We start from the raw sequence: 21379 nt of genomic DNA, 5'->3' as shown, positions 1-21379 counted from the left end.
CTCCGCCCGGGCGGGATCGGGGACACCGAACGGCCGGACTGTCGTCCTCGCGGGGACCGCCGTCAACGGCCCTCCGGCCTGCGCGCGGTCAGGAGAGGGCGCGGCCCCGCGCGGCGAGCAGCGGGATCGCCAGCTCGGTCGCGGTGAGTGAGCCGTGGTACCCGACCAGCCGGCTCGGGCCGGGCTCGCGCTCGGTCGTGGTGAGCGCCCACGTGCCGCGCGCCAGCGCGACGACGTCGCCGATCCGCGCCGCCAGGCCGTCGTCGACGGGGCCGAAGACGCCGCTGGCGATGGCCTCGTGGCGCCCGGCGACCCACGCGCGCTCGCCCAGCACCTCGCGCCACCGGGCCAGCAGGTCGGCCTCCGCGCCGGGTACGGCGTGCAGGTACCGGGCCCGCGGCTCGCCGGCGAGCAGCCGCACGCCCGCGGTGAGGTCGGGCTCGGCATCCAGGTCCAGCCTCGTGGTCGGCGGGACGTCGAGCATCCCGTGGTCGGCGGTGACCAGCAGCGCGGCGTCGTCCGGCAGGCCGGTGACCACCTGCTCGACGAGCCGGTCGACCAGGCCCAGCTGCGCCCGCCAGCTGGCCGAGTCGACCCCGCGGACGTGGCCGGTGAGGTCGAGCTCGGCGGTGTAGCCGTAGACGAGGGTCGTCGGTGCGGCGGCCAGCGCGTGCAGCAGCCCGGCGGCGAGGTCGCCGGCGCCGACCGTGCCGGAGTAGCGGGCTCCGCGGTAGGCGGCGTTCGTGAGACCGGAGCCCTTGAAGGCGTACGGCGCCACGGCCGTCACCGGCACCCCCGCGGCGGCGGCCTGGTCGAACACGCTGCGCCGGGGCTGCCAGGTCGCGGGATCCGGGTCGTCGGACCACTGCACGTGGTTGAGCGTCCGCTCCTCCCCCGGCACGGCGGTGACGAAGCCCAGGACGCCGTGGCTGCCCGGCGGGAGGCCGGTGCCCAGGCTGGTGAGGCTCACCGGGGTGGTGCTGGGGCAGGGCGCGGCGAGGTCGCCGACCGGGGTGGCCAGTCCGGCCAGGGTGGGCGCGAGGTCCGCGTGCGCCCGGACGAGGTCGGCGCCGAGCCCGTCGACGAGCAGCACGGCGACTCGGCGGGCTCCGGCCAGCGCGGCGGTGAGGCCGAGGGGGTCAGGTGGCAGGCCGTCGCGCTCCACGGGGACGCCGAGCGCGGTGGCGACGCCCGGGAGGACGTCGGCGAGGGTGGCCGTCCCGTAGGCGGGACGCCGGAGGTCGGCCGGGAGCGTCACGGACGGGTGGCCAGGACGTGCAGCCCGGCGGCGACGTCCCGGTAGGGGGAGCTGCCGGCCAGGGCCAGCTCGAGCCGGCGGACCGCGTAGGGGTCGGCGCCGGAGGCGACGTCGAGCAGGTCGGCGACGACCGACACCCCGCGCCAGGTGCCCGGCCGCAGGCCGGCGGCCTCGACGAGGGCGAGCAGGCCGTCGGGGGTGAACCGGCGGCGGGCGGGGCGGGCGGGTTCCCGGCCCTCCACCAGCGCCAGGGCCTCGACGGGGTGGCCGCCGACGGCGCGGGCGAGGACGGCGCCGGCGCGGTTGGCGCTGGCCACGCTGGCCGTGCCGCCGGGGCGCAGCGCCCGGGTGATCTCACGGAGGGTGGTGGCCGGGTCGTCGACGACCTCGAGCACCGAGTGGCACAGCGCGAGGTCGTAGCTGCCCTCGCCGTCGTCGCCGGGCGGGATCACCTCGTGCAGCAGGTCGCCGTCGCCCTGCACGCCGTGGACCCGGTCCCCCACCCCCGCGGTCTGCGCGCGGCGGTCCAGGGTAGCGAGCGCGTCGGCGCTGGGGTCGACGACCGTCACCCGGTGGCCGAGCCGGGCGAGCGGGACGGCGAAGTTGCCGCTCCCGCCGCCGACGTCGAGGACGCGCAGCGGGGTGCCGGCCGCGACGACCGGGTCGAGGGCGGCCCAGACGGCGACCGCGCGGGCGGGCAGCTGGTCCGCGGTGGAGGAGGCGGGAGCAGACGGCGGCACCCGTCGCAGCCTAGCGGCGGGCGCGGCAGGTCACAGCGGCGCGCGGAGCCGCCGTCGGACGGGGCACGGGGGCCGCCGTCCGTCGGCGTGCTCAGGCGGGGACGGAGTCCGCGGCCCGCTTGATCTCGGCGATGTCGATCCGGCGCATCTGGAGCATCGCCTGGGTGGCGCGCTGTGCCCGGCCGGGGTCGGGGTCGCTGAGCAGCGCGGTGAGCTCGATGGGGACGACCTGCCAGCTGACGCCGAACCTGTCCTTGAGCCAGCCGCACTGGCTCTCCTCGCCGCCGTCGGCGGTGAGCCGGTCCCAGTAGTGGTCGACCTCCTCCTGGTCGGCGCACATGATCTGGAAGGAGATCGCCTCGCTGAACGGGAACTGCGGCCCGCCGTTGAGGGCCGTGTACTCCTGCCCGTCGAGCGTGAAGTTCACGGTGAGGACGTCGCCCTCCTTCATCGGCGGCGGCATGTCGGGGCCGTAGCGGGTGACCTCGCCGATCGAGCTGTTCGGGAACACCGAGGTGTAGAGCTGGGCGGCCTGCTCGGCGTGGCCGTCGAACCACAGGCACGGGATCTGCTTGGGCATCGCGGGGTTCCTCCTCGGTCGGTGCTGCTGGTCGGTGGGTAGACGCCGCGGCCGCGCGGAACTCATCGGCCACCCGTCAGCGGCCCGCTGCCCTCGTCTCGGGTCCCGCCCCGAGCTCGCGAGGGGTCGACGGCCTCGTCCAGGGCACCGCCGCGAGCTGGCGAGCGGTGGGGAGGACGAGGTCCTTCTCGGGTCCTTCTCCGAGGCGTGGGGGCCCTTCTCAGTGGCCGGAGCTGCCGGGGCTGGAGTGCCACAGCTTGCGCGGCGCCGCCGCGGCACGGCGGGCCGCGGTCGCGGCGTCGTCCCCGGCGGGCTTGATGTCGGCGTAGGGCGACATGCGGAACCCGGTCGGGTGGACCAGCACCGGCTTGACCACCACCGGCCGGGAGCCGTGCGAGGCCGCGGCCCCGGCGATGGCCGCCTCCGTGTACTCCCCCGGCGCGGCCATGTGCTCGGCCACCGCGGCCGTGCCGCCGGTCTCCCAGGCCTCGTGCAGCGCGGGCAGCTCCCACGCCCCGGTGGCCCGCAGCGACACCCCGCGGGGGCCGGTGCGCCGCAGCACCCCGCGGATCACCAGCAGCCACGAGTGGAAGACCGTGGCGGCGTAGGGCCCCTGCGCGTCCTCGAAGAAGGTGGAGTCGGTGCACCCGGTGCCGTCGTCGAGGGTCACGAAGACCACCCGGCGGCCGGAGCGGATCGGCGGTGTCTGGGTCGCCACCTTGACCCCGGCGACGAGCACCTCCGCCTCGCTGCGGCAGCCGAGCAGCTCCTCCGCCGGGACCGCGCCGATCGCGGCGAGGAACTGCCGGTAGAAGTCGACGACGTGCCGGCTGGCGTCCAGCCCGAGCACCTCCAGCTCGGCCCGCACCAGCTCGGCGTCGGTGAACTCGGGCAGCCCGCTGCCCTCGGCCCAGCTCAGCCCGGGCTCCTCGGCCCCCGGCTCGGCCGCCTCCTCGCCGGGGAGCTCCAGCCCCATGAGATCGAGGCTGAGCTGCCCGTTCGAGCTCGCCCGCGTGCCGCTGCGGCTCCACCGGTCGAGCTCGCCGATCTGCAGCAGCAGGTCGCGCCGGGTGACCTGCCGGCGGCTGCGGGTGGGGCGGCCGGCCTCGCGGTCGCGCACCCCGAAGCCGTAGAGGGAGTCGAAGCCGCCGGCCAGCACCAGCCGCTCGACCACCGGCCGGGACACCGACGCCCGGTGCCAGAAGTCGGTCAGCGACCGGTAGGGCCGGCCCGCGACGACGCGGGCCACCTCCTCCTCGGAGATGCCCTTGACGTCGGCCAGCGCCAGCCGGATGCCGTAGCGGGAGGGGTCGGCCATCGACGCGGGCATCCACCCGGGCCGCCGCCAGGACGGCTCGGCGTCGGGGTCCTCGTCGTCGAGCCGCTCCACCCGGTACGTCGCGGTCGAGGCGTTGACGTCCAGCCCGAGCACCCGGACGCCGAAGTTGCGGGCGTCGTCGAGGATCAGCCGCTTCGGGTACATGCCCGGGTCGTGGGTGAGCACCCCGGCCAGGAAGGCCGCCGGGTGGTGGGCCTTGAGCCAGGCCGACTGGTAGGTGGGCAACGCGAAGGCCGCGGCGTGGGCCTTGCAGAAGCCGAACGAGCCGAAGGCGGCCAGCACCTCCCAGACCTGCTCGGCCACCTCCGGCGGGTAGCCGGCGGCCAGCGCGCGCGGGACGAACCAGGCGCGCACCTCCGGGTGGGCGTCCTTCTCCCCCAGGGCGCGGCGCACCTCGTCGGCCTCGGCCAGGGTGACCCCGGTCATCCGCGAGACGATCTGCAGCACCTGCTCGTGGAACACCACCACCCCGGCGGTCTCCGCGAGGCAGAACTCCAGGTCGGGGTGCGGGTAGACGGTCTCCCGCCAGCCGTTCCGGGCCATGAGGAAGGGGGTGACCATGTCACTCTTCACCGGCCCGGGCCGGAACAGCGAGATGTCGATGACGATGTCCTCGAACGTCTCCGGCCCGAACTTGCCGACCAGCTCCCGCTGCCCCGGCGACTCGATCTGGAACATGCCGAGCGTGCGGGTGCTGCGGATCAGCTCGAACGTCGTCGGGTCGTCCCGCGGGATCGCGTCGATGTCGACGGTCTCGCCGTCGACCCGGGCCACCTCGTCGAGGGCGTGGGCGATCGCCGACTGCATCCGGATGCCCAGGAGGTCCAGCTTGAGCAGCCCGAGCTCCTCGACGTCGTCCTTGTCGAACTGGCTCATCGGGTAGCCGAGGAAGCTGTTCTCGACCGGGGTGCGGTCGAGCAGCGTGGCGTCGGAGAGCAGCACCCCGCACGGGTGCAGCGCGATGTGCCGGGGCAGCCCGTCGAGGCGCGCGACGAGGTCGAACAACAGGTCCAGGTCGCCGGTGCCGCCGGCCCGCCGCGACCCGAACCGGCTGGCCCGCAGCTCCGGGAGGTCCTTGAGCGCGGCGTGCACCTGGTTGGCCCGGATGTGCGGGAAGGCCTTGGCCACCGCGTCGATCTCGGCCGGGGGCAGCCCGAGGGCGGCCCCGACGTCGCGGATCGCGTGCCGCACCCGGTAGGTGTCCATCATCGAGATGCAGCTGACCCGGTGGGCGCCGAAGCGCTCGATGACCGCGTCGTAGACCTCCATCCGGCGGGCGGACTCCACGTCGATGTCGACGTCGGGCAGCTGGTGCCGCAGCGGGGAGAGGAACCGCTCCATCAGCAGCCCGTAGCGGATCGGGTCGACGTCGGAGATGCCCAGCAGGTAGGTGACCAGGCTGCCGGCACCCGACCCGCGCGCCGCCGCGCGGACCCGCAGGCCCTTGATCAGGTCGACCACGTCGGCGACGGTGAGGAAGTAGGACGGGTAGCCGAGGGAGTCGATGACCTCCAGCTCCTCCTCCAGCCGCACCCGCACCCGCTCGGTGAGCGCCATCCCGCGCCGGCCCAGGCCCGCCTCGCAGCGGGCGCGCAGCACCTGCGACGGGCTCATCCCCTGCTCGGCCGGGGTGGTGACCACGTCCAGCTCGGGGTAGCGCACCGTGCCGATGCCCAGGTCGGCCCGGACGTCGACGGCGCACTGCTCGGCCAGCCGGGCGGTGCGCTCCAGCAGCCGCAGCACCGCATCGCGGTCGGGGCCGACGAGGTCCTCGGCGACCTCGGCCATCTCCTTGCCCGACTTCAGGTACCCCTCGGCGGTGCGCCGGTCGACGTGCCGGGTGTCCAGCGGGACCAGCCGGCGCGCGGCGTCGAGGACGTCGGCGGTGGGGGCGTCGAGGGCGTCGACGTAGCGGACGGCGTTGGTCAGCACGACCGGCACGCCCTCCGCGGCGGCGAAGCGCAGCATCGCCTGGGCCCGGGCGCGGTCGCCCTGCCCGCGGTGGTGGACCAGCTCGAGCACCAGGGCGCCGGGGCCGAAGACCGCGCGCCAGGCGGCCAGCCGGGCGGAGGCGACGTCGGCCCGCCCCGCGGCCAGCGCCCGGCCCACCGGGGAGTCCGGCCCCAGGAGGGCGACCAGCCCCGGCGCGTGCTCGGCGGCCAGCGCCAGCGAGCTCACCGGCTCCCCGCGGGTGCCGCGCAGGTGGGTGGCGCTGGTGAGCCGGCACAGCGACCGCCAGCCGGCGCCGTCCCGGGCGAGGAAGGTGACCCGGGGCAGCCGCGGATCGACGCTGGCCCCGCCCCGGGCCGGCACCCGACGGCCCGGGGCGGCACGACCGGGCGCGTCCGGCCGGCGCGCGCGGGTCCGCTCCGCGGAGTGCCCACCGCCCAGCACCGGCGCCAGGGCCGGTGGCACCGTGCTGTCGACCGAGGGGACGACGGCGAGGTCCACCCCGAAGAGCGGCCGGACGTCGGCCGCCCGGCACGCGAGGGCGAACTTCACCGCGCCGTAGAGCCCGTCGCGGTCGGTGAGCGCCAGGGCCCGCATGCCGTGCTCGGCAGCCCGATCCACCAGGTCGGCCGGGTGGTTGGCCCCGTACTGCATGGAGTAGCCCGAGGCGACGTGGAGGTGGACGAAGGGGTCGGCGCTCACGAGTCCGACTCGCCGGCGCTCGTCGGCCGCGTTCGCGGAGCTGCTCTGCCTCCTCGTGAGCTCGCGAGCCCGCTCACCCCCGGTTCCGGTGCTCGGTGCCGCCGACCACCCGCGGACGGGTGCGCCGGGGCGACTCGGGCACCGGGTCGCTGCCCAGGCAGCTCTCCACCACGGTGAGGAAGGCCCGGACGTCGCGGACGAGGTCGTCGGCCTCGCGCTCGGTGACCGCGTGGGAGAGCCCGGCCTCCGCGGCCGCCCGCTTGGCCGCGCCGGCGGCGAAGAAGGTGGCCCACTCCCCCAGCTCCGGCGCGACCTGGCTGAGCAGCACCCAGGCGCTGCGCGGGCGCCGGCGCCCGGACTCCGGCCGCGTGCGGGCGGCCAGCACCGCCGCGGCGGCCCGCAGCGCGCCGAGGTGGGCGGTGGCGTAGCGCTGCCGGGCGTCGGTGCTCGCCGCGGCCTCGGCCAGCGCTCGGGAGGCCTGGTCGAGCAGCTGGGTGGCCGCCGGCGGCAGCGGCGGGGGCAGGGGGAGCTGATCGGCCATGACCCGGACCGCGCCCATCAGTCGTGCACCCGCACGAGGGACCAGCGGTTGGCCGTCGACTCCCAGCTGAGGTCGAAGACGCCGGCGAAGCTCATCCGCGACCGCCCGGCCCGGACCGCCTCCACCCGCCAGACCTCGCGCGTGGCGACCAGCTCCACGGAGGCGCCGCCGGCCGCCTCGGGGCCCCGCTGCCACCACGGTGCGGTCTCCACCCACGAGTCGAGCAGCTCGCCCACGACGTACCGCGACTGGCCCCGCCAGAACTGCGCCGGGCCGAGCGCCCCCCGCTCGACCCGGACCTCCTCGCCGACCCGCCCGCCGACCCCACCCAGCACCCGGCTCATGACAGACTCCCCACCGCTCTGCGCCGACCCGGCCGGCCCGCCCACCGCACCGGGGTGGGGAAGGACCCGGGCGCGGCGGGAGGTCGACCGCTGTTCGAACGCTTGTTCGAACGACGTCGAGTAGACCCGACCGCACCGACGTCGTCAAGCGGGGCGCGCAGCAGCGGGGATGCCGGCCGCCCGAGGTCCAGCGGTCGGCCGGAGGCGATGGGAGGATCGACGCATGAGCCGGCCCGAGCACCCGCGGGTGGCCGCGATCGCCCGCCTCCTGGCCGAGGCCGGCGCGACAGGGGGGGTCCGCGAGCTCCCCGAGGGTGCCCGCACCGCCGCGGCCGCCGCCGCACAGCTCGGCGTCCCCGTCGGGGCGATCGCCAACAGCCTGGTGTTCGACGTGGACGACGCTCCCCTGCTCGTCCTGACCAGCGGCGCCCACCGCGTCGACGTCGACCGGGTCGCCGCCCTGCTCGGCGTCCCCCGGATGCGCCCGGCCTCCCCCGACTTCGTCCGCCGGCACACCGGCCAGCCCATCGGCGGGGTGGCGCCGATCGGGCACCCCGAGCCGATCGGCACGCTGGTCGACGTCGAGCTGGCGCGGTACGAGCGCGTCTGGGCCGCCGCCGGCCACCCGCACGCGGTCTTCCCGACCAGCTACGAGGAGCTGCTGCACCTCACCGCGGGCACCGCGGCCGAGGTCGGCAGCGGTCCCGTCGCCCCCGTGGAGGTGGTGTCGCCATGACCGGTACGACCCCCGCGACCCGGGTCACCGAGCTGCCCACCGGCTGGCTGCGCGACCACATGCACGAGGCCCTGGCCATCTACGGCGCGGCGATGGGGTACTCGCCGTCGGTCGTGGCCGGCCGGTATGGCTACGCCGTCCAGCACACCGAGCGGGCCGGGTTCCGGGCCGTCGGCGCCTTCGTCGCGACCCCGGAGGGCGAGCAGCTCGTCGGGTTCGGCTACGGCTACCTGGTGGCCCCCGGCCAGTGGTGGCACGACCAGGTGCGCGCGGCCCTGGACCGGCGGACGGCGAAGCGCTGGCTGCCCGGGGCCTTCGAGGTCTGCGAGCTGCACGTCCACCCCGACCACCAGAGCCGCGGGCTGGGCCGGCAGCTGCTGCACGCCCTGGTGGCCGGACTGACCCACCCCGCGGCGCTGCTGTCGACCCCGGACAGCGACACCAAGGCCTTCCGGCTGTACCACGCCGACGGCTTCGTCGACCTCGCCCGCAACCACCACTTCCCCGGCGACTCCCGTCCCTTCGCCATCCTCGGCGCCCGCCTGCCGCTGCGGCCCCCGCCCCCGCGCGCCGACGCGCGGTGACCGACGGCGGTCCGCTCGACGCCGTCGTCGTCGGCGCCGGGCACAACGGGCTGGTCGCCGCCTGCTACCTGGCCCGCGCCGGCCTGCGGGTCGAGGTCGTCGAGCGCGACACGGTGCTCGGCGGCGCGGTCTCCACCGTCGAACGGTGGCCCGGCGTCCGCGTCGACCGCGGCTCCAGCGCGCACGTGATCGTCCGGCAGAGCGGCATCGTCGAGGAGCTCGACCTGACCGCGCACGGCCTGCGCTACGTCGACTGCGACCCGTGGGGCTTCGCCCCCGCCCCGACCCCGGGCGACCCCGGTCCGGACGGGCGGCCACTCGTCTTCTCCGTGGACCTCGACGCCACCTGTGCCTCGATCGCGGCCGCCTGCGGTCCCGACGACGCCGCGGCCTACCGGGAGTTCGTGCGCGTGTGGGCACCGCGCAGCCGCGCGGTCGTCGCCTCCTTCCGACGGCGGCCCAGCCCCGCGGGCCTGGTCCGCTCGTTCTGGCCGCTGGGCGCGCCCGCCGACGGCCGGCCGCGCACCCCCGGCGGCGACCTCGCCGTCGACTTCCTCGGCTCCGGTGACGCGCTGCTGGACCGCTGGTTCACCGGCGAGCGGCTCAAGGCGGCCCTGGCCTGGTTCGGCGCGCAGTCCGGCCCGCCGGTGAGCGAGCCGGGCACGGCGGCGATGGTCGCCTGGGCGACGCTGCTGCACGACGTCCCGCCCGGCCACCCGGTCGGCGGCTCCGGCGGGCTCACGGAGGCGCTGCGCCGGCGGCTGGAGGTCGACGGCGGGCGGGTCACCCTGGGCGACGGCGCGCAGCGGCTGCTGGTCGAGGACGGCCGGGTCACCGGTGTGCGGACCACGTCGGGACGGCGGCTGCCCGCCCCGGTCGTCGTCGCCGCCTGCCACGTGCTGGCCACCCGCGACCTGGCCGGGGGGCACGCCCCGCCCGCCCTGGGCGACGCCGACCCGCCGCTGGGCAACGGCTTCGGCCTCGTGGTGCGCGCCCTCACCGACGCGCCGCCGGCCTATCCCGGCGTCGACGCCGCCACGGCCCTCGGCGGGTTGCAGCTGCTGTGCACCGACCGCGCGCAGCTGGCCGCGGCCGCCGGCGACTGGCGGGCCGGCCGGCTGCCCCGGGAGCCGGTGCCGCTCGCGATGTGCTTCTCCGCCACCGACGACACCCTCGCCCCGCCCGGGCAGCACGTGGTCACCGTCTGGGGGCAGTGGTACCCGTACGCGCTCGCCGACGGCGCCGACTGGGACGCCCTCGCCGAGTCCGAGGCGGCCCGGCTGGTCGCCGCCGTCGACCGCTTCGCCCCCGGCTTCGCCGGCTCGGTACAGCGGCTGTACGTCCAGACGCCGGTGCTGCTGGAACGGGAACTGTCCCTCCTGCGTGGCAACGTCATGCACGTGGAGATGGGGCTGGCCAGCATGTTCGGCTTCCGGCCCACCCCGGCGCTGGCCGGCTACCGCGTCCCGGGCCTGCCCGGCCTCTACCTGGCCGGCGCGTCGACCCACCCCGGCGGCGGGGTGTCGGGCAACTCCGGGCGGACGGCGGCGCGGGTCGTCCTCGCCGACCGCGGACGCGCCGCCCGCGGCCGGCGGGCGCTGGCCCGGGCGGCCGGCCGGCTGCGGAGCGGCCGGTGACCGGGCTGGCGCTGCCGAGAGCGGGCGGCGCGGCCCCCGTCGTGCCGTGGGCCCTGGCCGGGCTGCTCGTCGCCGTCGCGATCGCCTACCCGCTGACCGACGGCGGCGCGCGGACCACCGTGAGCTGGACCATCGTGCTGCTGGGCGCGGCCCTCTCGGTGGGGCACGCGGCGGTGAGCCGCGGCGCGCGCGCCGGTGCCGTCGTCCTGGCGGGCACCGCGGGGACCGCCGTGGCGTTCGAGGCGGTCGGCCTGGCCACCGGGTTCCCGTACGGCGAGTACACCTACAGCGGCGACCTGGGCCCGACCCTGTTCGGCGTCCCGTTCCTGGTCCCGCTGGCCTGGCTGATGATGGCCTGGCCGAGCCGGCTGCTGGCCCTCCGCCTCACCCGCGCCGTGCGCCCCGCGTGGCGGCGGACGGCCCGGGTCGCCGTCGCCGCCGCGGTGTTCGCCGGCTGGGACGTCGTGCTCGACCCGCAGATGGTGCAGGCGGGGTACTGGACGTGGGCGCACCCGCAGCCGTCCCTGCCCGGCATCGACACCGTGCCGCTGACCAACCTGGCCGGCTGGCTGCTGGCCGGGCTGGTGCTGATGGCGCTGCTGGACGTGCTGGTGCCCGACACCGCCCCGCGGACCGGCGACGGCGCACCACTCCTGGCGCTGGCCTGGATGACCCTCGGCGGCGCGCTGGCCCACGCCGGCTGGCTGGACCTGCCCGGCTCCGCGGCCTGGGGGGTGGTCCTCGCCGTCCCGGTGCTGGCGGCGCTGGCGTTGCAGGCCCGGCGGACGCGGTCGCGGTGAGCGGCCGGCTGGTGCGGACGCTGTCCGCGGCGGCGGTCGCCGGAGCGGTGCACGCGGTGGTCAACGCGGTCCTGCTGCGCCGGCCGCCGTCCTCCCCGCCGCCGGTGCGCCGCCCGGTCACCGTCGTCCTGCCGGTGCGGGACGAGGAGGCGCAGGTCGGCGGCTGCGTGGCGGCGGTCCTGGCCCAGCAGGGGGTCCCCGACCTGCGGGTGGTCGTCGTCGACGACGGCTCGACCGACGGCACGGGCGCGGCGGTCCGGGCGGTCGGCGACCCCCGCGTCCGGCTGGTGACCGCACCGGACCCGCCGCCGGGGTGGCTCGGCAAGCCGCACGCCTGCGCGGTGGGGGCGGCGGGGGTCGGCGACGACGACGCCGTCCTGGTCTTCCTCGACGCCGACGTCCGGCTGTTCCCGGACGCGGTCGCCGCGGCGGTGGCCCTGCTGGACGACGCCGGCCTGGACCTCGTCTCCCCCTGGCCGCGGCCGGTGACCGGCACGGCGGCCGAGCGGCTGGTGCAGCCGCTGGGCCCGTGGCTGTGGATGACGACGCTGCCGGTGCGGCTGGCCGAGCGCTCGCCGCGCCCGTCGTTGGCGGCCGCCAACGGCCAGTTCCTCGTCCTGCGGCGGGCGGCGTACGAGCGGGCCGGCGGGCACGGCGCCGTGCGCGGCGAGGTGATCGAGGACGTCGCCCTGGCCCGGGCGGTGAAGCGGGCCGGCGGGCGGACGGCGCCGGTCGACGGCTCCCGGCTGGCCGCCTGCCGCATGTACGAGGGCTGGTCCGCGCTGCGGGCCGGCTACACGAAGTCGCTGTGGGCCTCGGTCGGCGGATCGCCCGCCGCGAGCGTCGCGGCCGCCGCCGGGCTGACCGCTGTCGCCGTGCTGCCGGCGCTGGCGGCCCTGCGCGGTTCGCGCGCCGGCCTGGTCGGGTACGCGGCCGGCGTGGCCGGGCGGGCGGTGTCCGCAGCGGTCACCGGCAGCCGGGTGTGGCCGGACTCGCTCGCCCACCCGGTCTCGGTGCTGCTGTTCGACGCCCTGCTGGCCTCCTCGGTCACCGCCCGCCGCCGCGGCGCGCTCACCTGGCGCGGCCGCACCCTGCCGGCCCGACCCGTCCGCGCCGATCCCCGGCGCTGAGGTGAGGATGGGCGGGTGACCAGCCCGGACGCCCGCGTGCAGTTCGACCCGGCCGCCATGGACAGCGGCGCCTTCTACCGCGTGCTCAACTCGGTGGTGGTGCCGCGCCCGATCGCGTGGGTGACCAGCCGCTCGGCCGAGGGCGTGGTCAACCTGGCGCCGCACTCCTTCTACACCGTCGCCTGCGTGGACCCGCCGGTCGTGCAGTTCACCTCGGTCGGCCGCAAGGACTCGCTGCGCAACGTCGAGGCCACCGGCGAGTTCACCGTCAGCCTGACCCCCGAGTGGCTGTTCGAGCAGGTGAACGCCACCGGCACCGACTTCCCGCCCGGGGTCAGCGAGGCCGAGGAGTGCGGCGTCCGGCTCGAACCCGGGGAGCGGGTGTCGGTACCGCGGGTCGCCGAGTCGCCGGTCGCGGTGGAGTGCACGCTGCACTCGACGCTGCGGCTGGGCGACAGCACCGTCGTCTTCGGGCGGGTGCAGGTCATCAGCGTGGCGGAGAGCGCGGTGCGCGACGGGCGGCCGCGGATCGAGGAGCTCAAGCCCCTGGCCCGGCTCGGCGGCAACGAGTGGTCGACGATCGGCGAGGTCAAGGAGATCAGGCGGATCTCCTACCGCCGCTGGGCCGAGGACCCCTCGATCGGCGAGCAACTGCGCGAGGACTGACGCGACGCGCACGGAGGCCCGGCGCGAGGCCCACCCCCGATGAGGGACCAAAGACCCTTGGACCGTCGGGACGGGGCGGATGGGATCGGGTCTCATCCGAGACGATCGGGTTCCGTGACGGGCGAGCAGAGCCCTGGGGGAAGCGATGCGGTGGTTCCGGGTCACCCTCGTCGGGGTCGTGGGTGCGGCGGCTGTGCTCCTGTCTCCGGGGCAGGCTGTGGCGGGTGCCGGGAACAACGCGCCGCAGCACTGTGAGCAGGTGTGGCTCTGGTGGATCCCCTTGCCGTGCCTGTAGCAGGCGGGCTCAGCCGGGCAGGTGGGCGGCGACCTCGTCGGCGGCGTCCGCTCCGAAGGCGTCGGCGAACCGCTCCAGGAACCGCTGCCGGTGCAGCGAGTACTCCTGCGTGCCGATGACCTCGACCGCCTCGGTGGCCACGGCCGAGCCGAGCTGGGTGGCCCGCTCGAGGTCCAGGCCCCACGTCCGGCCGGCGATGAACCCGGCGCGCAGCGCGTCGCCGCCGCCGGTCGGCTCGACCGGCTTGGTCTCGGGGACGGCGACGACCGAGATCGGCTCGGCGCCGGCCTGCCGCACCAGGACCCCGTCGGCGGCGCGGGTGGTGACCCACACACCGACCCGGGCGAGCACCTCCTCGGCGGTCCAGCCGGTCTTCTGCTGCAGCAGCGCGGACTCGTACTCGTTGGTGAACAGCAGCTCCGCGCCGTCCACCAGCTCGCGGATCATCTCGCCGTCGGCCCAGGCCAGCTGCTGGCTGGGGTCGGCGGCGAAGGGGTAGCCGCGCTCGCGGCACTCCTGGGTGTGGCGCACCATCGCCGTCGGGTCGTTGGGGCCGACGACGACGAGGTCCGGCGTCCCGACCCGGGCGACCACCGGGCCCAGCTCGATGGACGACGCCTCGCTCATCGCGCCTGAGTAGAACGACGCGATCTGGTTGTTCACCGCGTCGGTGGTGCAGACGAACCGGGCGGTGTGCTTGACCTCGGACCAGTGCACGCTGGCGGTGTCCACCCCGTGCCGGGACAGCCACGCCTCGTAGTCGGCGAAGTCGCTGCCCACGGCGCCGACCAGCACGGGACCGACGCCCAGCAGGCCCAGCCCGTAGGCCATGTTGGCGCCCGCGCCGCCCCGGTGCTGCACCAGGTCGTCGACGAGGAAGGACAGCGAGACGTTCTCCAGCTGCCCCTCGACGAACTGCTCGGTGAACTTCCCGGGGAAGGTCATCAGGTGGTCGGTGGCGATGGAGCCGGTGACGACGACGGGCACGGAGCGCTCCCTCGGTGCGGGGGTGGGTGGGTCTCCGGGCGCGGGTCGGGCCCAGGTGAACGGCAGGCGACACTCTAGGTGCCGCAGGACCGGGTCGCCCGCGGGAGCTCAGTCGGCCAGCGCCCGGCGGAGCGCCGTCCCCAGCTGTACGACCCCGACCACCCCGAGCAGGCAGCCGACGGCCGCGCCGGTCGTGACCACCGGGACGGCGAGGCCCCAGCCTGCGACCACGCCGGCCCCGCCCAGGGTGAACCCGGTCATCGCCACCCGCGACGGCCGCTCCCACACCGAGATCGCCCCGGTCTCGGCCACCCCGGCCTGCCCGGCGCGGGCTCGCAGGTAGTCCGGCAGCCAGCACAGCGCGCCGAACGCCGCGGCCAGCCACCCGGGCGCCCCGGCGGCCCACAGCGCCGCGGCGAAGGCGGCCTCGCTGAGCCGGTCGACGGCCGAGTCGAGCACGTAGCCGCGCCGCGAGGCTCGGCCGGTGGCGATGGCCAGGGCGCCGTCCAGGGAGTCCAGGACGGCGGAGACCCCGATCAGCGGCCCGGCCAGCAGCAGCCAGGCGCCGCCGGCCCAGGCGGGGACGACCGCGGCGACCGCCACCGCCAGCCCGAGCGCGGTCGCCACCACCGGCGGCAGCCCGGCCAGCCGGCGGGCCGCCGCGTAGGCCGCCGACAGCCAGCCGCGGACCAGCCGGCTCGCCGCGGGGTCGGTGCCGCCGTGCCACGCCGACCAGGCGGCCAGGTACTCCTCGCGGCTCAGCACGCCCGCAGTCCACCAGTGCCGCACGACGGCGGCGAGACCAGGGACAGTGGGAGCGTGCTCGCCGGCCTCTCCCCCGCCCGGCGCCGCCTGGTCCTGGCGGTGCTGGCCCTCGTCGCCGTCGCCGTCCTCGCCGCCGGCGCCGTCCTGCTGCTCGACCGCACGTCCGAGGCCACGGACGGGCCGGTGTCCCAGCAGGAGCCCGGGCCGGTGCTGCTCGTGCCCGGCTACGGCGGGTCCACCGCGTCGCTGCAGCCGCTGGCCGACCGGCTCACCGCGGAGAGCCGCGATGCCACCGTGGTGCCCGTGCCCGGCGACGGCACCGGCGACCTCACCGACTCCGCCGAGGTCCTCGGCGAGGCGGCCGACGCCGCGCTGGAGCGCACCGGCGCCGACAGCGTGGACGTCGTCGGCTACTCGGCGGGCGGGGTCATCGCCCGGCTCTGGGTCGCCGACGGCGGCGACGACGTGGCCCGCAGGGTGGTCACGCTGGGCTCGCCCCACCACGGCACCACCCTCGCGGACCTGGCGGGCTCGCTCGCGCCGTCGCAGTGCCCGCTGGGGTGCCAGCAGATGTCCACCCGCAGCGAGCTGATCGCCCGGCTCAACGCCGGGGACGAGACGCCGGAGGGCCCGACCTGGGTCTCCATCTGGACCACGCAGGACGAGACGGTCACCCCGCCGGACTCCGCCCGCCTCGAGGGCGCGGTCAACCTGACGGTGCAGTCGGTCTGCGCCGACGCCCGGACGGCTCACGGCGACCTGCCGCGCGACCCGCTGGTGCAGGCCATGGTCCTCGCCGAGTTGCAGGCCGGGGACCCGGTCGAGCTCGGCCCCGACGACTGCGCCCGCCTCGGCGGGTGAGCGGGGACCGACGGGCGCGTCTCCCGCGCCGTGGCACTCCGCCCTAGCTGGTGACGTCCTTGGTGGTGAAGTTGGCCCACGCCGCGGCGAGCAGCACGCCCACGTAGACGCCCTGCAGCGTCAGGCCGCGGACGACGTCCCGCCAGAGGACCGGGTCGCGGAAGAAGTCGACGAACGCCAGCCAGTAGCGCGTGGGCAGGTACGGCGCGATCGGCGACGCCGCGTCGAGGGTGAACAGCAGCGAGGAGGCGACCAGCACGGCGAGCGCGCCCAGGGCGGCGGCCAGCGGCGAGTCGGTGAGCGTGGAGAAGAACAGCCCGAACGCGGCGACGCCGACCATCGAGACGGTGATGTAGCCGATCGCCATCAGGCTGCGGGCCAGCAGCTCCTCCGGGGTCAGCGCGGTGCCCGACACCGACGTCGCGGCGCCGGTCGCGATCGGCTGCGCGTCGAACAGCGTCGTCCCGATGACGTAGCCGACGGCGGCCACGACCAGCACGGTGACCAGGACGAACGCGATGACCGCGACCAGCTTGGCGACCAGCAGCCGGGTGCGGCCGGCCGGGCGGGCGAGCAGGTAGCGCAGCGTCCCGGCCTGGGCCTCGCCGGCCACGGCGTCCCCCGAGACGACGGCCACGGCGATCGGCAGGAACAGCGGCAGGACGATCGCCAGCGCGGCGAGCGGGAACAGCGTCCCGTTGGTCAGGACGGCGGAGAGGAACGGCGGGCCCTCGCCGGGGCGGGGCGCTAGGTCGGTGAGCACCAGCAGCACCGCGACCAGCACCGGCAGCGCGTTGAGGACGCCGATCGTCGTCCAGGTGCGCGGGCGCCGGAACATCTTGCGCAGCTCGACGAGGATCACCGGCCGGCCTCCACCCGGTCGGGGCTGGTCGAGGCCGCGGCGAGGACCACCTGCTCCAGCGTGGGGCGGTCCACCGCGAGGCCGGTCACCGGGACGCCGGAGCCGACCAGCAGCGCGTTGACCTCGGCCGGGTCCGCGCCCCGGACGACGACCCGCGTGCCGTCGACGGCCACGACCCGCCCGTCGAGCAGCGCCCGCACCCGGTCCGGTGCCGGGGTGTGCACCACCGTGGCGCCGGTGGGCGCGGTCAGCGTGGCGAGGCGGTCCTGCAGCACCATCCGCCCCCGGTCGAGCACGCCGACCCGGGTGCACAGGTGCTCGACCTCGGCCAGCAGGTGGCTGGAGAGGAACACCGTCGTCCCGCCGCGGTGCAGGTCCAGCAGCAGCTCGCGGATCTCGGAGATGCCCTGCGGGTCCAGCCCGTTGGTGGGCTCGTCGAGCACCAGCAGCTCCGGCCGCCGCAGCAGCGCACCGGCCAGCCCGAGCCGCTGCCGCATGCCCAGGGAGTAGGCCCGGACCGGCCGCCGGTCGACCCCGGCCAGGCCGACCTGCTCGAGCACCTCCTCGATCCGCCGGCGCCGCGTGCGCCGCGACGCGCCCGGGCCCGCGGCGTCCAGCAGCGCCAGGTTGGCCCGTCCGGACAGGTGCCCGTGGTGGGCCGGCCCCTCGATGAGCGCGCCGACCCGGGGCAGCACCCGCCGGGCGGCGCGCGGCATCCGCCGGCCCAGCAGCTCGACCTCGCCGCTGGTGGGCAGCACCAGGCCGAGCAGCACCCGGACCGTGGTGGTCTTCCCCGAGCCGTTCGCGCCGAGGAAGCCGTAGACGTCCCCCTCCTGCACGTCCAGGTCGATGCCGTCGACGGCGCGGACCCGGCCGTAGCGCTTGACCAGCGCGTGGGTGCGGATCACCGCGGTCACGGCTGCGCCCCCGCGGGCAGCTGCCGGGCGGCCGCCGCCAGCGCGTCGAGGGTGACCGTGCCGGTGAGGACGTACGCGCCTCGCCCCGGGGTGTCGACCAGCATGAGCCCCAGCGGCCCGGCGGCCACCCGCAGGCCGAGCTCGTCGACCAGCGCGCCCGGGCTGACCTGCAGGGTCTGCCGGAGTCCGCCGGCCAGGCGGGGCGGCACCGGGGCGACCGCCAGCAGCGTCACGCCGCGGCCGTAGACGCCGACCGCCGGGGGGACCCCCTCCAGCGACCGGCGGGGCAGCCCGGCCAGCTCCGCCGGGAGCGGCCCGGCCGGCGTCCGCTGTCCCGCCTCCCGGATCAGCTCGTCGGTGTCCGGCGCCTCCCCGACCGTGGCGTCCGGCGGCGGGTCGAAGGCCACGACCGACGCCGACGGGACGGTGAGGTCGAGGTCGAGGAAGCGGGTGTCCAGCGCCGGGTCGGTCGCGCCGTCGGCGAAGACCTCGACCTGGAGGGGCAGCCCGCTGGCGGGGTCCACCCAGACGTCGACCCGGCCGACCGACGACGCGGCGTCGGCGGGCACCAGGCGCAGGCCGAGCGCGTCCCGACCGGCGACCCGCCGCGCGCCGGCGCGGGAGAGCTCCCCGTCGGCGGCCTCCGACAGCAGCCGCCGGCCGAGCGGGGCGGGCAGCAGGTCCGGCGGGGTGGGCAGCGCGAGGGACGACGGCTCACCGCGGGTCGCCGTCGCGGACTCGTACTCCCAGGTCCAGGTGTGACACTCGGTGCGGTACACGCCGGTCTCCCCCGCGGCCGTGACCACGTCGACCCGGTGGTCCTCGGGACCGCGCCACCAGGCCCGCATCGTGGTGCGGTCGCTGAACAGGTCGGCGACGTCGGGCAGCACGTCGGAGACCGGCAGGGCGAGCCCGCCCGCGGAGACCGCGTAGCCGGAGAACCCCACGTCGCCGCTGGCCAGCACGGCGGCGCGCAGCTCGGCCGCCGGGACGTCGGCGTCGTCGGCCGGGATGGCGGCGATGAGGGACGGCAGGGCGACCAGGCCCGCGACGAGCGCCCCGACCACCGCCCAGCGCAGGATCGCCCCGTGCGCCCGTGCGGCCATGCGGAAGAAGGTACGTGCGCGTCCCCCCTCGCGCCGCCGTCCGGCGCACGTTCACCCGCACGTGCAGCGGGAGAGGGCGCCGGTGACGACCGGCCCGGCGGGCTGCTGGGTCCGTCGGCCGGACCTCCACCGCGTTCCCGTGGGAAGGCCGGCTCTCCGTCAGAGGACCTCGACGCGGGCGTCGTGCCCCGGCGCTCGCGCGAGGCGGACGTCCCGGGTGAGGAGGGGGCAGTCCAGCGCCTCGGCGAGCACGACGTAGGCCGCGTCGTACGCAGACACGTCCTCCCGGAGCGCCAGGGCGCGACGCCGGAGCGCATCGGCCGCCGGCCAGCGCCGGATGGGCAGGTCCCCGAAGTCGGCCAGTGCCTCTTCAGCACGTTCCACGGCGAGGTCCCGTCGGAGGACGAGGCCGCGCACGGCAGCGGCGACCTCGTAGTCGATCAGCGCCGGCGCATGGAGGGTCTCCTCGCCCAACCGAGCGCGGAGGGCGTGCCCGCCGTCGGCCACCGTGAGCGCGTCCACCACGACCGAGCAGTCGACGACGATCACGGACGCCGCTGGTCGAGGTCGTCCTCGCGTTCCCGCCTCGCCGCCTCCAGGACGTCCACGATCGGGACGCCGCCACGGCCGGCCCGCCGCGCAGCGCGCTCCAGGACCTCCTGGACCGTCGGCTGGGCGGCTTCCCGCTCCAGGACGTCGAGCAGGTAGCGGTTCAGCGATTCGCCCCTGGCTGCCGCCCGCGCCTTGAGGGCACGGCGCACGTCCTCCGGTACGTCCCTGACCTGGAGCAGCGAACCCATGCGCCCAGGCTACTCCCGGGTCAATACAGTCTGTATTGACCCGGCGCGGCGGAACGTCGCCGCATGCAACGGCGGGTCCGCCGGGTAGGGACCCCGGCATGGCACCCCCGATGAGCGACGCGGTCGTGGTCGACGTCCTGCGCAAGGTCGACCGGCTGACCGCCCCGCTGGTCCGCCGCCTGGGCCGGCCACCGGCGCGGCCGCAGGACGAGCGCGACCGGTGGTGGGCCGACGGGTTGCCCCACGTCGCCGCCGGGATCAGCGCCGCACCGCGCTTCGCCGGCAAGCTCGCCGACCTGCTGCCGCTGCAGAACACCGTCGGCTCGGCCGTGCAGGCCCTCGTCATCGGCGGGGTGGCGAGCGAGCACGGGGTGACCGACCCTGCCGAGCGGGTGTCGCTGCTCGCCTCGGTCCTGCTCGACCGCGACCTGCCACCGGCCCGGGTCCGGCCGCTGCTGGAGCGGGCCAAGGGCACCTACGCCGAGGACGCCTTCGGCGCGCGCGAGGAGCGCGCCGGCGTCCTGGGCAACCTGCGCACGCTGTGGCGGGTCAGCCGGCTGCTCGGCCGCATCGACGACACCCTCGACGCCCGCCCGAAGGGCAAGCTGCGGCACCGGTTCCTCAGCAACCTGCCGGTGGTCGGCGTGTTCGGCGGCTACGCGGCCGAGCGGGAGGCGCTGCGGCGGGCCGCCGCAGCGGCCGCCGCGGCCCTGGCGTCCCCGCCGGCCCGGGTCAGCGAGTAGCGCCGACCGCGGTCAGGTTGGCGTGCACCTCACGGGTCGCCGTGGACCGGTTCATGGTGATGAAGTGGATGCCCGGCACCCCCTCGTCCAGCAGCGTCCGGCACAGCTCGGTGGCCACCTCGACGCCGTAGGCGCGGACGGCGGCCTTGTCCTCGGGCCGGTCGCCGTCGAGCTCGGCGAAGCGGGTCGCCAGGTGCTCCGGGAAGGCCTGGCCCGACAGCTGGACGATGCGGGCGATCTGCCGGGCGTTGGTCACCGGCATGACCCCGGCGATGATCGGGACGTCGCAGCCCCGGCCGGCGACCCGGTCGCGCAGCCGCAGGTAGTCCTCGGCGCGGAAGAACATCTGCGTGATCGCGAAGTCCGCCCCGGCGCGGCACTTGCGCACGAACATCTCGACGTCGGTCTCGAAGTCCGGCGAGCGCGGGTGCCGCTCGGGGAAGGCCGCGACGCCGACGCAGAAGTCGCCCATCGAACGGATGAGCTCCACCAGCTCCGCGGCGTAGCTCAGCCCCTGCGGGTGCGCGACCCACTCCGCCTGCGGGTCGGCACCGGGCGGGTCGCCGCGCAGCGCGAGCAGGTTGCGCACCCCCGCGGCGGCCAGCCGGCTCACCACGTGCCGCAGCTCGGCGACGCTGTGGTCGACGGCGGTCAGGTGCGCCAGCGGCGTCATCGTCGTCTCGGTCGCGATCCGCTCGGTGACCGAGACGGTGCCCTCGCGGGTCGAGCCCCCGGCGCCGTAGGTCACCGAGACGAACGAGGGCTGCAGCCGCTCGAGCTGGCGCAGCGCCGTCCACAGCTGGGCCGCGCCCTCGGGGCTCTTGGGCGGGAAGAACTCGAACGACCACGTCGGCCGTGCGTCGGCGAGCAGGTCTCGCACGGTGCGGGTCATGGGGACTGAGGATACGGACGCGGTTGTCGCGTCGGTCCTGCATCCGCCCGGTGTCGTCCGGGCGAAGTGGGCGTGCCAGGTGCGCACGCCCGGATCGAGGAGGCTGGTCCGTTGACGCTGGTAGAGGACGCCCGGGCGGCCGCA

Annotated in this window: 22 protein-coding genes; 8 read left to right on the top strand and 14 right to left on the bottom strand. The window is 76.6% G+C overall.

The genetic code is table 11. The features are described from left to right. Positions 1-88: 88 nt before the first annotated feature. The 6 genes from ACI782_RS19695 to ACI782_RS19670 form a co-directional block, all read right to left on the bottom strand. Complete coding sequence (locus tag ACI782_RS19695) at positions 89-1258, bottom strand: alkaline phosphatase family protein (protein ID WP_456911779.1); 1170 nt, start codon at positions 1256-1258, stop codon at positions 89-91. Next, positions 1255-1998, bottom strand: a complete 744-nt coding sequence (locus tag ACI782_RS19690; protein WP_456911778.1) for a class I SAM-dependent methyltransferase — start codon at positions 1996-1998, stop codon at positions 1255-1257. Before ACI782_RS19690 ends, ACI782_RS19695 begins: the two co-directional genes overlap by 4 nt. A gap of 91 nt (positions 1999-2089) precedes the next feature. Next, positions 2090-2578, bottom strand: coding sequence for a VOC family protein (locus ACI782_RS19685; protein ID WP_456911777.1), 489 nt, complete (start codon positions 2576-2578; stop codon positions 2090-2092). 220 nt (positions 2579-2798) lie between these two features. Beyond that, a complete protein-coding gene (locus ACI782_RS19680) occupies positions 2799-6569 on the bottom strand; it encodes a DNA polymerase III subunit alpha (protein WP_456911776.1) in 3771 nt (1256 codons plus the stop codon). 73 nt (positions 6570-6642) lie between these two features. Then, entirely contained in the window at positions 6643-7110 is a 468-nt protein-coding gene (locus tag ACI782_RS19675; RefSeq protein ID WP_456911775.1) for an SAV_6107 family HEPN domain-containing protein, read from the bottom strand. A gap of 17 nt (positions 7111-7127) precedes the next feature. Next, positions 7128-7454 (bottom strand): DUF6504 family protein, encoded by a 327-nt coding sequence (locus ACI782_RS19670; RefSeq protein WP_456911774.1) that lies wholly within the window; start codon positions 7452-7454, stop codon positions 7128-7130. 223 nt (positions 7455-7677) lie between these two features. On the opposite strand from ACI782_RS19670, the gene ACI782_RS19665 reads away from it, so the two are divergent. Genes ACI782_RS19665 through ACI782_RS19640 form a run of 6 tightly spaced genes read left to right on the top strand, consistent with a single transcriptional unit; the run spans position 7678 to position 13007 of the window. Then, entirely contained in the window at positions 7678-8190 is a 513-nt protein-coding gene (locus ACI782_RS19665; RefSeq protein WP_456911773.1) for a YbaK/EbsC family protein, read from the top strand. Beyond that, entirely contained in the window at positions 8187-8774 is a 588-nt protein-coding gene (locus ACI782_RS19660) for a GNAT family N-acetyltransferase (protein ID WP_456911772.1), read from the top strand. The genes ACI782_RS19665 and ACI782_RS19660 overlap by 4 nt, the downstream gene beginning before the upstream one ends. After that, positions 8771-10411 carry a phytoene desaturase family protein gene (locus ACI782_RS19655; RefSeq protein ID WP_456911771.1) on the top strand — a complete coding sequence of 547 codons (1641 nt, stop codon included), beginning with the start codon at positions 8771-8773 and terminating at the stop codon, positions 10409-10411. The genes ACI782_RS19660 and ACI782_RS19655 overlap by 4 nt, the downstream gene beginning before the upstream one ends. Then, on the top strand, positions 10408-11211 hold the full coding sequence (locus ACI782_RS19650) for a carotenoid biosynthesis protein (protein WP_456911770.1): 804 nt from the start codon (positions 10408-10410) through the stop codon (positions 11209-11211). The genes ACI782_RS19655 and ACI782_RS19650 overlap by 4 nt, the downstream gene beginning before the upstream one ends. Beyond that, a complete protein-coding gene (locus tag ACI782_RS19645) occupies positions 11208-12341 on the top strand; it encodes a glycosyltransferase (protein WP_456911769.1) in 1134 nt (377 codons plus the stop codon). The genes ACI782_RS19650 and ACI782_RS19645 overlap by 4 nt, the downstream gene beginning before the upstream one ends. 15 nt (positions 12342-12356) lie before the next feature. Further along, positions 12357-13007, top strand: a complete 651-nt coding sequence (locus ACI782_RS19640; RefSeq protein WP_456911768.1) for a flavin reductase family protein — start codon at positions 12357-12359, stop codon at positions 13005-13007. 304 nt (positions 13008-13311) lie between these two features. Here the strand turns inward: ACI782_RS19640 and ACI782_RS19635 are convergent, their stop codons facing one another. Continuing rightward, positions 13312-14289, bottom strand: a complete 978-nt coding sequence (locus tag ACI782_RS19635) for a carbohydrate kinase family protein (RefSeq protein WP_456911767.1) — start codon at positions 14287-14289, stop codon at positions 13312-13314. Between the two features lie 108 nt (positions 14290-14397). Beyond that, positions 14398-15054, bottom strand: coding sequence for a CDP-alcohol phosphatidyltransferase family protein (locus tag ACI782_RS19630; RefSeq protein WP_456911766.1), 657 nt, complete (start codon positions 15052-15054; stop codon positions 14398-14400). Between the two features lie 54 nt (positions 15055-15108). Between ACI782_RS19630 and ACI782_RS19625 the strand changes: the two genes are divergently transcribed. Continuing rightward, a complete protein-coding gene (locus ACI782_RS19625) occupies positions 15109-15915 on the top strand; it encodes a lipase family alpha/beta hydrolase (protein WP_456911765.1) in 807 nt (268 codons plus the stop codon). Positions 15916-15958: 43 nt separating this feature from the next. On the opposite strand, the gene ACI782_RS19620 is transcribed toward ACI782_RS19625, so the two are convergent. The 5 genes from ACI782_RS19620 to ACI782_RS19600 all read right to left on the bottom strand — a co-directional run bounded on the left by ACI782_RS19620 (position 15959) and on the right by ACI782_RS19600 (position 19600). Further along, complete coding sequence (locus tag ACI782_RS19620) at positions 15959-16777, bottom strand: ABC transporter permease (RefSeq protein ID WP_456911764.1); 819 nt, start codon at positions 16775-16777, stop codon at positions 15959-15961. Further along, on the bottom strand, positions 16774-17694 hold the full coding sequence (locus tag ACI782_RS19615; RefSeq protein ID WP_456911763.1) for an ABC transporter ATP-binding protein: 921 nt from the start codon (positions 17692-17694) through the stop codon (positions 16774-16776). Before ACI782_RS19615 ends, ACI782_RS19620 begins: the two co-directional genes overlap by 4 nt. Continuing rightward, complete coding sequence (locus tag ACI782_RS19610; protein WP_456911762.1) at positions 17691-18800, bottom strand: LolA family protein; 1110 nt, start codon at positions 18798-18800, stop codon at positions 17691-17693. The genes ACI782_RS19615 and ACI782_RS19610 overlap by 4 nt, the downstream gene beginning before the upstream one ends. Positions 18801-18959: 159 nt before the next feature. Then, on the bottom strand, positions 18960-19349 hold the full coding sequence (locus ACI782_RS19605) for a type II toxin-antitoxin system VapC family toxin (protein ID WP_456911761.1): 390 nt from the start codon (positions 19347-19349) through the stop codon (positions 18960-18962). After that, a complete protein-coding gene (locus ACI782_RS19600; protein WP_456911760.1) occupies positions 19346-19600 on the bottom strand; it encodes a FitA-like ribbon-helix-helix domain-containing protein in 255 nt (84 codons plus the stop codon). Before ACI782_RS19600 ends, ACI782_RS19605 begins: the two co-directional genes overlap by 4 nt. 98 nt (positions 19601-19698) lie before the next feature. Here ACI782_RS19600 and ACI782_RS19595 point away from each other — a divergent pair, with 98 nt between their 5' ends. Then, a complete protein-coding gene (locus tag ACI782_RS19595; RefSeq protein ID WP_456911759.1) occupies positions 19699-20343 on the top strand; it encodes a hypothetical protein in 645 nt (214 codons plus the stop codon). On the opposite strand, the gene metF is transcribed toward ACI782_RS19595, so the two are convergent. Further along, on the bottom strand, positions 20333-21235 hold the full coding sequence (gene metF, locus ACI782_RS19590; RefSeq protein WP_456911758.1) for a methylenetetrahydrofolate reductase [NAD(P)H]: 903 nt from the start codon (positions 21233-21235) through the stop codon (positions 20333-20335). The genes ACI782_RS19595 and metF overlap by 11 nt on opposite strands. Positions 21236-21379 lie beyond the last annotated feature (144 nt).

This window comes from Geodermatophilus sp. SYSU D00703 (assembly GCF_054050155.1).
Note: the sequence above shows the minus strand (reverse complement) of the source record. Positions and strands in the feature narration are given on the sequence as shown.